The organism is Pseudomonas sp. B3(2017) (assembly GCF_002113595.1).
Lineage (GTDB): Bacteria > Pseudomonadota > Gammaproteobacteria > Pseudomonadales > Pseudomonadaceae > Aquipseudomonas > Aquipseudomonas ekonensis.
Map to the genome: position 1 here is coordinate 356,398 of NZ_NEIU01000002.1, position 14,426 is coordinate 370,823.

Sequence of the window (14,426 nt, forward strand, 5' to 3'; positions counted from 1 at the left end):
TCGCCTGACGCGTGTCAGGCCTTGTTTGACGCACGGGGCGTCGCGTTAAAGGGGGCTTGCGTGCGCGCAGTGCCGGCTTACGCCGGGCACCGCGCATCGACAATGAAGGAGGAGCTTACCTGCCCTTTACGCTGGCGTTGCATTTCCTGTGCGAACCTTGGGTGTGCAGAATCGTGTGCACCGCGCCGGGCACCGCACAGGCCGGAGGAATGAAAGCGATCTATATTGAAAGGAGAACCGCTGAAGGGGATGCCGCCGCGTGCGTCCTCAATACCGGACGCCGACGCTTTTCCCGCCGGGGACAGGAGTCCCTTCGACAGGCCACGGGCCTTGCCGGCCGCGCTGCGCACGGACGTGTCGCCACTGATGTGATGAGCATGCTGGCCAGACGGCTGGAAGCCGTCGGTGACGCCGATGATCGGCAGGCGAGACATGAAGCACCCCGGTATTATTGCTGTTATGGGTTTGACCCGAGCTTAGCCTTGTTCATTTTTTTACACAACACCCCCGTAAAAAATACAACACGGCCTGCTCAAGCCCGCGGGTGGCGTGAATTCCGCGGGCAAAAAAAAGCCCCAAAGCGCCCCATAAATGCCCCCGTGGCGCTTTTTTAGGGCAAAAAAGGCCTCGCTTGACTTCGGCAGGCCGTTCGGGTTGACTGAAACCCGAAAAGATCAATGATTGATATTTTTAACAAAAAAGGTGTTGCATCATGTCGGTACCCCCGCGTGCCGTTCAGCTCAACGAAGCGAACGCGTTCCTTAAGGAACATCCTGAGGTTCTGTACGTCGACCTTCTGATTGCGGATATGAATGGTGTGGTGCGCGGCAAGCGCATCGAACGCACCAGCCTCCACAAGGTTTACGAGAAAGGCATCAACCTGCCGGCCTCCCTGTTTGCCCTGGACATCAACGGCTCGACGGTGGAAAGCACCGGCCTGGGCCTGGACATCGGCGACGCGGACCGCATCTGCTATCCGATCCCCGATACCCTGTGCAACGAACCCTGGCAAAAGCGCCCGACCGCGCAGCTGCTGATGACCATGCACGAACTCGAAGGCGATCCGTTCTTCGCCGACCCGCGCGAAGTGCTCCGTCAAGTTGTCGCAAAGTTTGACGAACTGGGCCTGACCATCTGCGCCGCGTTCGAGCTTGAGTTCTACCTGATCGACCAGGAGAACGTGAACGGCCGTCCGCAGCCGCCGCGCTCGCCGATCTCCGGCAAACGCCCGCACTCGACCCAGGTCTACCTGATCGACGACCTCGACGAATACGTCGACTGCCTCCAGGACATCCTCGAAGGCGCGAAGGAGCAAGGCATCCCGGCCGACGCCATCGTCAAGGAAAGCGCCCCGGCGCAGTTCGAGGTCAACCTGCACCACGTCGCCGACCCGATCAAGGCATGCGACTACGCAGTGCTGCTCAAGCGCCTGATCAAGAACATCGCCTACGACCATGAGATGGACACCACCTTCATGGCCAAGCCCTACCCGGGCCAGGCGGGCAACGGCCTGCATGTGCACATTTCGGTACTCGACAAGGATGGCAAAAACATTTTTGCCAGCGAGGATCCCGAGCAGAACGCCGCGCTGCGTCACGCGATCGGCGGTGTGCTCGAGACCCTGCCCGCGCAGATGGCTTTCCTCTGCCCGAACGTCAACTCGTACCGTCGCTTCGGCGCGCAGTTCTACGTGCCGAACTCGCCGAGCTGGGGCCTGGACAACCGCACCGTGGCCCTGCGCGTGCCGACCGGCTCCGCCGATGCGGTACGCCTTGAGCACCGCGTAGCGGGCGCCGACGCCAACCCGTACCTGCTGATGGCTTCGGTGCTGGCGGGCGTGCACCACGGCCTGACCAACAAGATCGAGCCGCCGGCCCCGACCGAAGGCAACAGCTACGAGCAGAACGAGCAGAGCCTGCCGAACAACCTGCGCGACGCGTTGCGCGAGCTGGACGACAGCGAGGTGATGGCCAAGTACATCGATCCGAAGTACATCGACATCTTCGTCGCGTGCAAGGAAAGCGAGCTGGAGGAGTTCGAGCACTCCATCTCCGACCTTGAGTACAACTGGTACCTGCATACCGTCTAAGCGGATTGCGGTGATCGAGAACGCCGTCGGCTGAGTCAGTCGACGGCGTTTTTTTATGGCCGCCTGCGGCGGACCGCTGGCAAGCCAGCTCCCACAGGGATTAATGGTGCTTACACAATATGTGGCCATCCCGGGACCTTGTGGGAGCTGGCTTGTCGAGTCGCCACACCGCAGCGATGGCGGCCAACAAGACAACATCAAACCCGCCTCGTACAATGCCCGCTCCCCGCAGGAGACTTCCATGACGCGCCCCGCCCCCGTCCGCAAACCCCGTGCCCGCAGCCAAGCGCGGATCGACTCGATACTCGATGCCGCGCGCACGTTGCTGGCCGCCGAGGGCGTGGGCAGCCTGTCGATCTACAGCGTCGCCGAGCGCGCGCAGATCCCGCCCTCCTCCGTCTACCATTTCTTCGCCAGCGTCCCGGCGCTGCTGGAAGGGCTCACGGCGGATGTCCACGCTGCGTTTCGTGCCTGCCTGCAATTGCCCATCGACCACGAGGCCCTGCGCGACTGGCGCGACCTGTCGCGGCTGGTCGAGCAGCGCATGCTGGAGATCTACGACCAGGACGCCGCAGCCCGCCAACTGATCCTGGCCCAGCACGGCCTCACCGAGGTCACCCAGGCCGACCGCCAGCACGACCTGGAACTGGGCGACCTGATGCACAAGCTGTTCGACCGCCATTTCGAACTGCCGAAACTGCCGGACGATGTGGACGTGTTCGCCCTGGCCATGGAACTGGGCGACCGGGTCTACGCCCGCTCGGTGCAGCAGCACGGGCAGATCACCCCGCGCATGGCCGAGGAAGGGATGCGGGTGTTCGATGCCTACATCGGGCTGTACCTGCCGCCGTACCTGCCCAAGCGGGTTCTCTAGGGCCCTGCCCCACTCAAGCCAGGCACAAAAAACCCCGAAGGGTTCGCACCCTTCGGGGTTGTCTGTATCCACAGCCTCACAACTTGGCGATGGACACCTCGGTGGACTTCACGAAGGCGATCACTTCGCTGCCCACGTCCAGTTCCAGCTCCTTGACCGAGCGGGTGGTGATCACTGAGGTGACGATCCCGGAGGCGGTCTGCACGTCGATTTCCGACAGCACGTCGCCCAGGACGATTTCCTTGATGGTGCCTTTGAACTGGTTGCGTACGTTGATGGCTTTGATGGTCATGGCATGGTTCCTGTCGTTTGCTTGCGTTATTGGGCCCAGCGCAATTGCGTGGGCAAGGGTGAAACAGGTTCCGGCGCCGGCGGTTCGCCGGGCAGGGACAACACGCGGTTGAGCACTTCGGTTTCCAGCGCCGCCAGCCGGTGCGAGCCGCGCACCCGCGGGCGCGGCAGCTCCACGGCCAGGTCGAGGCCGACTTCGCCGTCCTCGATCAGGATCACCCGGTCGGCCACCGCCACCGCCTCGCTGACGTCGTGGGTCACCAGCAAGACGGTGAAGCCGTGCTGCTGCCAGAGGCGTTCGATCAGTTGCTGCATTTCGATCCGGGTCAGGGCATCCAGCGCGCCCAGCGGCTCGTCGAGCAACAGCAGGCGCGGCTGGTGGATCAGCGCCCGGGCCAGGGCCACGCGCTGCTTCTGCCCGCCCGACAACGCCGCCGGCCACTCATCGGCCCGATCCGCCAGGCCCACCGCGTCCAGCGCTTGCAGCGCCTGGGCCCGCCAGTCACCCTTGAGGCCCAGGCCGACGTTGTCGATGATGCGCTTCCACGGCAGCAGCCGGGCTTCCTGGAACATCAGGCGGGTGTCTTCCCGCGCGTCGCTCAGCGGCGCCGCGCCGGCCAACAGGTCGCCGCCGGTGGGCCGGTCGAGGCCGGCGAGCAGACGCAGCAAGGTGCTTTTGCCGCAACCGCTGCGCCCGACCACCGCGACGAACTGCCCCGCCGGGATGTGCAGGTCGATGTCGCGCAGCACCTGCCGCGCGCCGAAGGTCTTTTGCAGGTTGCGCAGCGCCAGCGGGATCCCGCGCAGCAGGCGCGGAGGCTGTTGAGCGGTCATGCCGCACCTCCTTTCACCGACTGATAGGCCGGATGCCAGCGCAGCCACACACGTTCCAGCCCCCGGGCCGCGAGATCGGCCAGCTTGCCGAGCACCGCGTACATCAGGATCGCCAGCACCACCACGTCGGTCTGCAGGAACTCCCGGGCGTTCATCGCCAGATAGCCGATGCCGGAGCTGGCGGAGATGGTTTCGGCCACGATCAGCGTCAGCCACATGAAGCCCAGCGCGAAACGCACCCCCACCAGGATCGAAGGCAGCGCCCCCGGCAGGATCACCTGCCAGAACAGGCCGAACCCGGACAGGCCGTAGTTGCGGGCCATCTCCACCAACGCCGGATCGACGTTGCGGATGCCGTGGTAGGTGTTGAGGTAGATCGGGAACAGCGTGCCCAGCGCCACCAGGAAAATCTTCGCCGACTCGTCGATCCCGAACCACAGGATCACCAACGGGATCAGCGCCAGGTGCGGCACGTTGCGGATCATCTGCACCGAGCTGTCGAGCAGGCGCTCGCCCCACTTCGACAGGCCGGTGATGAAGCCCAGCGCCAGGCCGATGCCGCCGCCGATGGTGAAGCCCAGCGCGGCGCGCCAGCCGCTGATCGCCAGGTGCGTCCAGATCTCGCCGCTGCGCACCAGGCTGACGCCGGCCTCGACCACCGCCACCGGCGCCGGCAGGATCCGCGTCGACAGCCAACCGGCCGACACCGACAACTGCCACACCGCCAGCAACAGCACCGGCAACGCCCAGGGCGCAAGGCTGTGGATAAGCTTCTTCATGGCGACGCCTCAGCTCTGGGACGCGGCTTTGGGAAGGATGTCGTTGGCCACCATCTCGCCGAACGGGCTGACGTAACCGGCGCTTTTCGGCACCTCCGGCCGTTCGATGTCCAGGTGCGGGAACAGCAGCTCGGCCACCCGGTACGACTCTTCGAGGTGTGGATAACCGGAGAAGATGAAGGTGTCGATGCCCAGATCCGCGTACTCCTTCACCCGGGCCGCCACGGTCGGGCCGTCGCCGACCAGCGCCGTGCCGGCCCCGCCGCGCACCAGGCCGACGCCGGCCCACAGGTTCGGGCTGACTTCCAGGTTGTCGCGGCTGCCGCCGTGCAGCGCGGCCATGCGCTGCTGGCCTACCGAGTCGAACCGTGCCAGCGAGGCCTGGGCCCGTTTGATGGTGTCGTCGTCCAGGTGCGAAATCAGCCGGTCCGCCGCCCGCCAGGCCTCGGCGTTGGTTTCGCGCACGATCACATGCAGGCGGATGCCGAAGCGCACGGTGCGGCCGAGCTTGGCGGCCTTGGCGCGAACCTGTTCGATCTTCTCGGCCACCGCCGCCGGCGGTTCGCCCCAGGTCAGCACCATTTCCACCTGCTCGGCGGCCAGGTCCTGGGCCGCCTCCGACGAACCGCCGAAGTACAGCGGCGGACGCGGCTGCTGGATCGGCGGATAGAGCAGCTTGGCGCCCTTCACGCTGATGTGCTCGCCGTCGTAGTCCACGGTTTCGCCTTCCAGCACCCGGCGCCAGATCCGGGTGAACTCCACCGAGGCCTGATAACGCGCTTCGTGATCGAGGAACAGGCCGTCGCCGGCCAACTCTTCCGGGTCGCCGCCGGTCACCAGGTTGAACAGCGCGCGGCCGCCGGACAGCCGGTCCAGCGTCGCCGCCTGACGCGCCGCTACCGTCGGGGAAATGATCCCGGGGCGCAGGGCCACCAGGAACTTCAGGCGCTGGGTCACCGGAATCAGCGATGCGGCCACCAGCCAGGAGTCCTCGCAGGAACGGCCGGTGGGGATCAGCACGCCGCCGAAGCCCAGGCGGTCCGCCGCTTGCGCGACCTGCTGCAGGTAGCCGTGGTCGACGGCGCGGGCGCCTTCGGCGGTGCCAAGGTAATGGCCATCGCCGTGGGTAGGCAGGAACCAGAAAATGTTGAGGCTCATGGAGTGGTCTCCTTGGGAATTCGAGTTAAGGTGCCTTGGCCACGGCGGCCGGCGGGGTCCAGATCACGTCCTTGATGCTCAGCGGCTTGGGGATCAGCTTGAGCTGGAAGAAGGTGTCGGCGATTTTCTGTTGCGCGGCGACCACGTCCGGGGTCAGGAACAGCGCGCCGTAACCCTGGCGCTTCACCGAGGTCAGGGTGATGTCCGCCGACAGGCCGAGCAGCGGCGAGACTTGGCGGGTGACGTCTTCGGGGTTGGCCTTGGACCATTCGCCGACCGCGCGCACTTCTTCCACGAGGGCGGTGATCACCTCGGGATGCTTCTGGGCGTAGGGTTTGGTCGCCAGGTAGAACTGGTGGTTGTCGACGAGGCCTTTGCCGTCGCGCAGGGTGCGCGCCTGCAATTGCTGTTCGGCGGCGGCCTGGTACGGATCCCAGATCACCCAGGCGTCGACGCTGTTGCGTTCGAACGCCGCACGGGCATCGGCCGGCGGCAGGTAGACGGTCTGGATGTCGCTGTACTTGAGGCCGGCGTCTTCGAGGGCGCGCACCAGCAGGTAATGGACGTTGGAGCCCTTGTTGAACGCGACTTTCTTGCCTTTCAGATCCGCGACGGTTTTGATCGGCGAGTCCTTCTGCACCAGGATCGACTCGCTGTCCGGCGCCGGTGGCTCATAGGCCACGTAGAGCAGATCGGCGCCGGCGGCCTGGGCGAAGACCGGCGGGGTTTCGCCGGTGACGCCGAAGTCGATCGAGCCGACGTTCAGGCCTTCCAGCAATTGCGGACCGCCGGGGAACTCGGTCCACTGCACGTCCACGCCTTGGGCGGCCAGACGCTTTTCCAGGGTGCCCTTGGCCTTGAGCAGCACCAGCGTGCCGTACTTCTGATAGCCGATCCGCAACGTCTCGGCCTGGGCCTGGGTGATGGCGCCGAAGGACACAGCCGCAGCAAACAGAGCGACCAGACCGCGACGCAAAAATACAGTGCGCATAGCGCTCTCCTTTTTGCAGTTGGTTTTGGCTGCACCTGCTTGCCCGTTGGCGGGCGAGTAAGGCCAGTGATGTCAGATTCGGGTGAAGCTCAAATGCTCCAGCGGGCACTCAGCAGACGTTCGTTCAGCAGGCCCGGCACCAGAGGCTGGGGACGGCGGGCCATGGCCGCGACGAACAGTTCCAGGGCTTCATGCAGCCGCTGCTCCAGCGCCGGCGCAAGCTGCGGCTGGGCACTGCCTTCGCCATAGGCGATCTGGCTGTCTTCGGCAAAGATGCCCTGCAGCATTTCCTGGGCCTTGAGGGCCGACAGCACCGGCTTGAGGGCGTAGTCGACCACCAGCATGTGGGCGATGCTGCCGCCGGTAGCCATCGGCAAGACGATCTTGTGGCTCAGGGCTCGTTCGGGCAGCAGGTCGAGCACGGTCTTCAGTGCGCCGGAAAACGAGGCCTTGTACACCGGCGTGGCGATCAGCAGGCCGTCGGCGTTTTCGATCTGCCGCAGCAGGTCGAGCACCTTCGGACTGTCGAAACGGGCGTGGAGCAGATCCTCGGCGGGAAAGTCCCGCACCTGGTAACTCACCACCTCCACACCGTGCTGCTGCAACCAGCGTTGCGAACGCTCCAGCAACACCCCGGAACGGGAGCGTTGGCTGGGACTGCCTCCGAGCGATACCACCAGCATTCAAATGATTCCTTGCCTGTTGCGGGCGATTCGCGGGTTGCGGTCTCGCTTGATGGAATGACCTTACCAGCTCATTTATATATCCATAAATCATATTTATTCATTTGGTTATTCCTTTTAGGGATATGCGCATGCATTTCCTCCAGGCAAAAAAACAGGCCGTCGGAACGGCCTGAAACCCTGCTTTGCGGGTACTGCACTTGAAGTCTGCGTCGAACGGGCCGGCCTCATCGCGGGCAGGCACGCTCCGGGGAATCACTTGTTCGGCTGCGGCGTCAGGCGCAGGTACGGCTTGATCGCCCGATAGCCCTTGGGAAAGCGTCGTTTGATTTCTTCCGGATCCTGGAGCGACGGCACGATCACCACCTCGTCGCCGTCCTGCCAGTTGGCCGGGGTGGCCACCTTGTGGTTATCGGTGAGCTGCAACGAGTCGATCACCCGCAGGATCTCGTGGAAGTTGCGCCCGGTGCTCGCCGGGTAGGTGATGGTCAGGCGGATCTTCTTGTTCGGGTCGATCACGAACAGCGAGCGCACGGTGAGGGTGTCGCTGGCGTTGGGGTGGATCAGGTCGTAGAGGTCGGACACCTTGCGGTCGGCGTCGGCCAGGATCGGGAAATTGACGACCGTGTTCTGGGTTTCGTTGATGTCTTCGATCCACTTGTGGTGCGAGTCCACCGGATCCACCGACAGCGCGATGGCCTTCACGCCGCGCTGGGCGAACTGATCCTTGAGCTTGGCGGTGAAGCCCAGTTCCGTGGTGCACACCGGGGTGAAGTCTGCCGGGTGGGAAAACAGCACGCCCCAACTGTCGCCCAGCCATTCATGGAAGCGGATCTTGCCGGCGCTGGAGTCTTGTTCGAAATCGGGGGCGATGTCGCCGAGTCTGAGGCTCATGGTGCTGCTCCTGATGAGTGGGTGGAGAAGACAACTGTAGCTCGGCTTTTGATCTTCTGAAAAAGAATAAATAACTAGATATTTAGATCAAACAGAAATATTAAACATCTGTTCACTGGACGCCTCCAAGCATCGCGACCACCATCGGCCCCAAGGTTCGAGAAGGCCTTGAGTTGCAGTAAAGAGGGAAACCTCGGGAAGGGTCTACGGGGGTGGGCCCGACCCGAAACGCAAAAGCCCCGTCCGGCGCAATGCCGGACGGGGCTTTTTTTCATCGGCGACTCGGGCGTGCTATTACAGCAGCGGGATCGAGTAGCTGACGATCAGGCGGTTTTCATCCTGGTCACGCTGACCTGGGATGTCGTTGCGCCAGGTGGCGTTTTTCCACATCAGGCCCAGGTTCTTCAGCGGGCCTTCCGGCACGACGTAGCCGATGGTCAGGTCGCGTTCCCACTCGGAGGCGCCATTGCCGTTTTCGCGGCGGTTGGAACCCACGGTGTCGATGTCGCTGCCGCGCAGGTAGACCATGCCGGCGGTCAGGCCAGGCACACCGATCTTGGCGAAGTCATACGAGTAGCGCGCCTGCCAGGTTTTCTCGCCGGCACGGCCGAACTTCTGGATCTGCATGTCGGTGATGGTGTAGTTCGACGAGCCATCGCCCTGGTTCAGCCAAGGGAAGTCGGAGCTGCCGTTGGACACCTGGTAGCCGCCACCGAAGGTGTGACCTTCAACGGTGTACAGGAACAGGCCGCTGTACAGGTTGTTGTCGATCGGGCCTTTGCCGCTGACGTTGCCGACGTAGTTACCGTTGCCGAAGTAGGCCGCGGTGTTGCCGTTCTTGCCGTCATCGCTGCTGTGGAAGTAGCGGAAGTCGGACTTCAGCACGCCCGGGCCGATTGCCCAGTTGTGCACCAGACCCAGGAAGTGCTGCTTGTAGAAGTCTTCCAGGTTGCCGTAGTAGTACTGGGCAGTCAGGTCTTTGGTGAGCTTGTAGTCACCACCGGCGTAGTAGAACTTGTTGCTGTTGGCCACACGAGCGTTCGCACCGCCGACGGACAGGTTCTCGTTGTTGCTGGAGTTACGGCCTTTCACGGCTTCGATCTGACCGCCGACCAGGGTCAGGTCCTTGATCTCGCCGGAAGTGATCTGGCCGCCCTGCCAGGTCTGCGGCAGCATGCGGCCGTCGTTGGTCACGATGACCGGGTTCTTAGGCTGCAGGGTGCCCAGCTTCAGTTCGGTCTGGGAGATCTTGGCCTTGGCGGTCAGGCCCAGGCTGGAGAAGTTGTCCACGGCTTCGCCGTTGGACTTGCTCGGGAACACGGTGCCGCCGTAGGAGGTCGCGGTGGCGCCGTTGGTGCCGCCGCCCGAATCCAGCTTCACGCCCAGCAGGCCGATGGCGTCGAGACCGAAGCCTACGGTGCCTTGGGTGTAGCCGGAGGTGAAGCGCAGGTCGAAGCCCTGGCCCCATTCTTCGTTCTTGCTTTGGGCGCCTGCGGCTTTGGTGCCGGAGTCACGGTTGTCGGTGTTGATGTAGAAGTTACGCAGCCCCAAGGTGGCCTTGCTGTCTTCGATGAAACCGGCGGCGCTTGCCTGCTGCGCCAAAACCCCTACGGCCACAGCCAGGGCCAAGGTGGACTTGTTCATGTAACGCTCCTCTCGTTTCTAATTCTTGTGTTCCTGGTCCGGGGTCTGATGCCCCTGGATCCTAAGATGCGCGATTAGCGCCAGACCGTGACTGACAAGTCAATCGCAACCTTGTGCGCCTACGACCAAGGTCTAATCGCAGTGATTCGGTCCCTGCAGGGTAATGATTTCCTGATACAGCCAAAAAGAATTTATTGATTCTTTTTAATACCATTATGGAATATTGCCGTCCACTGGCCACCACGCCGGGCTACAACGTATCGGCGCCTAAGCTCATTCCTAAACGGTATTTTGTCGCCTTTTTTTAGATCGATTAGCGTTGACACAACCCCAATACGTCAATCCCTTTCGAAAAGGCGACGCCATGATGGCTAAACGCGCACTATCTAGTCAATTTGTTACAGTTTGTGTGTCGGCGATGATTTCTTTTTCTGTCCAGGCATCCGGTCTCACGGTCGGGTATCAGACCGGCATCGACCCGAGCAAGGTGCCCCAGGCCGACGGCACCTATGAAAAGGCCCTCGGCGAGAAGATCGACTGGCGCCGCTTCAACAGCGGCCCGGAAGTTGTGACAGCCATCGCCTCCGGCGACGTGCAGATCGGCAACCTCGGCTCCAGCCCGCTGGCGGCGGCCGCCTCACGCCACCTGCCGATCGTGGCGTTCATCGTGTCGGCCCAGATCAACAGCGCCGAAGCCCTGGTGGTGCGCAACGGCAGCGGCATCGACACACCCCAGGACCTGATCGGCAAGACCATCGCCACGCCGTTCGTCTCCACCTCCCACTACAGCCTGCTCGGTGCGCTCAAGCACTGGGGCCTGGACGCCTCCAAGGTCAAGGTGGTGAACCTGCAGCCCGCCGAGATCGCGGCGGCCTGGAAGCGCGGCGACATCGACGGCGCGTTCGTCTGGTCGCCGGCGCTGGGGGAAATCCGCAAGACCGGCAAGACCCTGACCGACGCCGCGCAGGTCGGCCAGTGGGGCGCGCCGACCTTCGAGGTCTGGGTCGCGCGCAAGGACTACGCCGAGAAACACCCGGACGTGGTGGCCCGGTTCGCCAAGGTGACGCTGGACGCGTTCGCCGACTACGCCGCGCATAAAGACAGCTGGACCGCCGAGTCGGCGCCGGTGCAGAAAATCGCCAAATTGACCGGAGCCAACGCAGCGGACGTGCCGGAACTGCTCGCCGGCTCGGCCTTCCCCGACGCCCGGGCGCAGCAGACCGTCGCGCTGCTGGACGGCGGCACGGCGAAGGCGATTGGCGAGACGGCGAAGTTCCTGAAGGAACAGGGCAAGGTCGAGACGGTGCTGGCGGACTATTCGCCGTATGTCAGCGCGAAGTTTGTCGCGCCATAAAAGCTTCGCGGGCAAGCCCGCTCCCACAAGGATCGCATCCGTCCTTAGGGAGCGGGCCTGCCCGCGATAGGAACGACGCGGTTACAGGCTTTTTTCGAAGATCTTCGAATTGCGCTGATAGTTGTACAGCGACGCCCGCGCCGCCGGCAGGCGTTCGACGCTGCTCGGCTCGAACCCGCGCTCGCGGAACCAGTGCGCGGTGCGGGTGGTGAGCACGAACAGGGTCTTGAGGCCCTGGGCACGGGCGCGGGTCTCGATGCGCTCCAGCAGCTCGTCGCCGCGGCCGCCGTGGCGGTACTCCGGGTTCACCGCCAGGCACGCCAGCTCGCCGGCATCCGAATCGGCGATCTGGTACAGCGCCGCACAGGCGATGATCATGCCTTCGCGCTCGACCACGCTGAACTGCTCGATCTCGCGCTCCAGCACCTCGCGGGAACGGCGCACCAGAATCCCTTGCTCCTCCAGCGGGCTGATCAGGTCGAGCAGGCCGCCGACGTCCTCGATGGCCGCCTCGCGCACCAGCTCGAACTGCTCCTGGGCCACCAGCGTGCCGCCGCCGTCACGGGTGAACAGCTCGGTGAGCAGCGCACCGTCTTCGGCATAGCTGACGATATGGCTGCGGGCCACGCCGCCGCGGCAGGCTTCGGCGGCGGCGTCGAGCAGTTCCGCCTGATAGTTGCTGCCCAGGCGTTGCAGATGCGCCGGCACCTGCTGCGGACGCAGTTCACGCACCAGGTGGCCGTGCTCGTCGATCAGGCCCAGGTCGGCGCCGAACAGCAGCAGCTTGTCGGCCCCCAGGTCGATGGCGGCGCGGGTGGCGACGTCTTCGCAGGCCAGGTTGAAGATTTCGCCGGTCGGCGAGTAGCCCAGCGGCGACAGCAGCACGATGGAGCGCTCGTCCAGCAGGCGGTTGATGCCCTTGCGGTCGACCCGGCGCACTTCTCCGGTGTGGTGGTAGTCGACGCCTTCGAGCACGCCGATCGGCCGCGCGGTGACCAGGTTGCCGCTGGCCACCCGCAGACGCGAGCCCTGCATCGGCGAGGAGGCCATGTCCATCGACAGGCGCGCCTCGATGGCGATGCGCAGCTGGCCGACGGCGTCGATCACGCATTCCAGGGTGGCGGCGTCGGTGATGCGCATGCCGTGGTGGTAATGCGGGGTCAGGCCGCGGGCGGCCAGGCGCGCCTCGATCTGCGGGCGCGAGCCGTGCACCAGCACCAGGCGCACGCCGAGGCTGTGCAGCAGCACGATGTCATGGACGATGTTGCCGAAGTTCGGATGCTCCACGCCGTCGCCGGGCAGCATGACGACGAAGGTGCAGTCGCGGTGGGCATTGATATAAGGGGACGCGTGACGAAGCCAATTGACGTATTCGGGCATGAACCTGGGCCTGTAATAAATAGCAGCCGGAAAAGGGGCGGAACGGAAAACGCACAGCGGGCTGATGGTTATCGTCGGAACAGGCTTGGCGACACGCGCGCTCTCCTCATGAATACGGGTTGGATTGGCGGCAATTTACCGCGTTTGTCCGGATAAAACACAGCGGGTGCCTACAGGTTTTTGTCCGGGGTCAGGCAGTAATGTTCAATCAATTGCCGCAACAGTTGCACGGTAGGCTGCAGACGTGACATTTCAAGGTATTCGCCCGGCTGGTGCGCGCAGGCGATGTCGCCCGGACCCAGCACCAGGGTCTCGCAGCCCAGGCGCTGAAGATAAGGCGCTTCGGTGCCGAACGCCACCGCTTCGGCGGCATGGCCGGTAAGCTTCTCGGCGATGCGCACCAGTTCGCTCCCTTCGGCCTGCTCGAACGGCGGCACCTCAGGGAACAGCGGCCGGTAGTCGATCTTCACCCGGTGCCGTTCGGCGACCGGATTGAGCTTCTGCAGGATCTCGGCCCGCAGCACCTTGGGATCCATGCCCGGCAGCGGCCGCAGGTCGAACTCCAGCGAGCACTGGCCGCAGATGCGGTTGGGGTTGTCGCCGCCGTGGATGCAGCCGAAGTTGAGGGTCGGCTGCGGCACGCTGAACTGCGGATTGTTGAACTCGCGCTGCCACAACAGGCGCAGGCCGCGCAGCTCGCCGATGGCGTCGTGCATGGCCTCCAGGGCGCTGTGGCCCAGACGCGGATCCGACGAATGGCCGCTCTGCCCGAGGATGTCGATGCGTTCCATCATCACGCCCTTGTGCAGGCGGATCGGCTTGAGCCCGGTGGGTTCGCCGATCACCGCCGCCCGCCCCAGCGGCCGCCCGGCTTCGGCCAGGGCCCGGGCGCCGGCCATCGAGCTTTCCTCGTCGCAGGTGGCGAGGATCAGCAGCGGTTGCTTGAACGGCCGCTCCAGCAGCGGTTGCACGGCTTCGATGACCAGGGCGAAGAAGCCCTTCATGTCGCAGCTGCCCAGGCCGATCCAACGGCCGTCGGCCTCGGTGAGCTTGAGCGGGTCGGTCTGCCACAGCGCGTCGTCGTAGGGCACGGTGTCGCTGTGCCCGGCCAGCACCAGGCCGCCGGGGCCGCTGCCGAAGCTGGCGAGCAGGTTGAACTTGCCGGGGCTGACCGGCTGGATGTCGCAGGCGAACCCCAGATCGCCCAGCCATCCCGCCAGCAGATCGATCACGGCCCGGTTGGACTGGTCCAGGCTGGGCTGGGTGCAACTGACCGACGGCACGGCGATCAGCGCGGCGAACTGGTCTTTCATGGACGGCAAAGGCATCGCTGGCTCCCACTCCCGGATTGAAGTCCATCATAGAGCCATCCGGCGCCCGGAATAAACCGCCGCAAGGCGCAGCCCCCGTGAGTCCTGTACACTGCACGGCCTTGGCAGCCGCGCATCCCCCGGC

General features: G+C 64.3%; 14 protein-coding genes. 3 read left to right on the forward strand and 11 right to left on the reverse strand.

Translation table 11 applies throughout. From position 1 onward, the window contains the following. Positions 1–77 precede the first annotated feature (77 nt). Positions 78–434 (reverse strand): glutamine amidotransferase, encoded by a 357-nt coding sequence (locus tag CAG33_RS28135; RefSeq protein ID WP_139831472.1) that lies wholly within the window; start codon positions 432–434, stop codon positions 78–80. A 278-nt stretch (positions 435–712) separates the two neighbouring features. Here CAG33_RS28135 and CAG33_RS04250 point away from each other — a divergent pair, with 278 nt between their 5' ends. Together CAG33_RS04250 and CAG33_RS04255 are read left to right on the forward strand one after the other, a co-directional pair. Next, on the forward strand, positions 713–2,089 hold the full coding sequence (locus tag CAG33_RS04250; RefSeq protein WP_085581012.1) for a glutamine synthetase family protein: 1,377 nt from the start codon (positions 713–715) through the stop codon (positions 2,087–2,089). 241 nt (positions 2,090–2,330) lie between these two features. After that, positions 2,331–2,963, forward strand: coding sequence for a TetR/AcrR family transcriptional regulator (locus CAG33_RS04255; protein WP_085581015.1), 633 nt, complete (start codon positions 2,331–2,333; stop codon positions 2,961–2,963). Positions 2,964–3,039: 76 nt separating this feature from the next. Here the strand turns inward: CAG33_RS04255 and CAG33_RS04260 are convergent, their stop codons facing one another. From CAG33_RS04260 to CAG33_RS04295, 8 genes are all read right to left on the reverse strand, one after another. After that, positions 3,040–3,255 (reverse strand): molybdopterin-binding protein, encoded by a 216-nt coding sequence (locus CAG33_RS04260; RefSeq protein ID WP_085581017.1) that lies wholly within the window; start codon positions 3,253–3,255, stop codon positions 3,040–3,042. 26 nt (positions 3,256–3,281) lie between these two features. Further along, on the reverse strand, positions 3,282–4,088 hold the full coding sequence (ssuB, locus tag CAG33_RS04265) for an aliphatic sulfonates ABC transporter ATP-binding protein (RefSeq protein WP_085581019.1): 807 nt from the start codon (positions 4,086–4,088) through the stop codon (positions 3,282–3,284). Then, entirely contained in the window at positions 4,085–4,867 is a 783-nt protein-coding gene (gene ssuC / locus CAG33_RS04270; RefSeq protein ID WP_085581021.1) for an aliphatic sulfonate ABC transporter permease SsuC, read from the reverse strand. Before ssuC ends, ssuB begins: the two co-directional genes overlap by 4 nt. A 9-nt stretch (positions 4,868–4,876) precedes the next feature. Beyond that, a complete protein-coding gene (gene ssuD, locus CAG33_RS04275; protein WP_085637094.1) occupies positions 4,877–6,025 on the reverse strand; it encodes an FMNH2-dependent alkanesulfonate monooxygenase in 1,149 nt (382 codons plus the stop codon). 25 nt (positions 6,026–6,050) lie between these two features. Continuing rightward, the gene (locus tag CAG33_RS04280) at positions 6,051–7,016 is read right to left on the reverse strand and encodes a sulfonate ABC transporter substrate-binding protein (protein ID WP_085630127.1); all 966 of its coding nucleotides are present in this window, start codon (positions 7,014–7,016) and stop codon (positions 6,051–6,053) included. An 89-nt stretch (positions 7,017–7,105) separates the two neighbouring features. After that, the gene (gene ssuE / locus CAG33_RS04285; protein ID WP_085581027.1) at positions 7,106–7,699 is read right to left on the reverse strand and encodes an NADPH-dependent FMN reductase; all 594 of its coding nucleotides are present in this window, start codon (positions 7,697–7,699) and stop codon (positions 7,106–7,108) included. 255 nt (positions 7,700–7,954) lie between these two features. Continuing rightward, a complete protein-coding gene (locus CAG33_RS04290; protein WP_085581029.1) occupies positions 7,955–8,593 on the reverse strand; it encodes a peroxiredoxin in 639 nt (212 codons plus the stop codon). 294 nt (positions 8,594–8,887) lie between these two features. After that, positions 8,888–10,237: an OprD family porin gene (locus tag CAG33_RS04295; protein ID WP_085630129.1), complete on the reverse strand. Its 1,350-nt coding sequence runs from the start codon at positions 10,235–10,237 to the stop codon at positions 8,888–8,890. A gap of 418 nt (positions 10,238–10,655) precedes the next feature. Between CAG33_RS04295 and tauA the strand changes: the two genes are divergently transcribed. After that, positions 10,656–11,591 carry a taurine ABC transporter substrate-binding protein gene (gene tauA / locus CAG33_RS04300; protein WP_371857673.1) on the forward strand — a complete coding sequence of 312 codons (936 nt, stop codon included), beginning with the start codon at positions 10,656–10,658 and terminating at the stop codon, positions 11,589–11,591. Between the two features lie 81 nt (positions 11,592–11,672). On the opposite strand, the gene argA is transcribed toward tauA, so the two are convergent. Both argA and argE read right to left on the reverse strand, forming a co-directional pair. After that, positions 11,673–12,971: an amino-acid N-acetyltransferase gene (argA, locus tag CAG33_RS04305; protein WP_085581035.1), complete on the reverse strand. Its 1,299-nt coding sequence runs from the start codon at positions 12,969–12,971 to the stop codon at positions 11,673–11,675. A 170-nt stretch (positions 12,972–13,141) separates the two neighbouring features. Next, on the reverse strand, positions 13,142–14,299 hold the full coding sequence (gene argE / locus CAG33_RS04310; RefSeq protein ID WP_085637099.1) for an acetylornithine deacetylase: 1,158 nt from the start codon (positions 14,297–14,299) through the stop codon (positions 13,142–13,144). Positions 14,300–14,426: the final 127 nt, after the last annotated feature.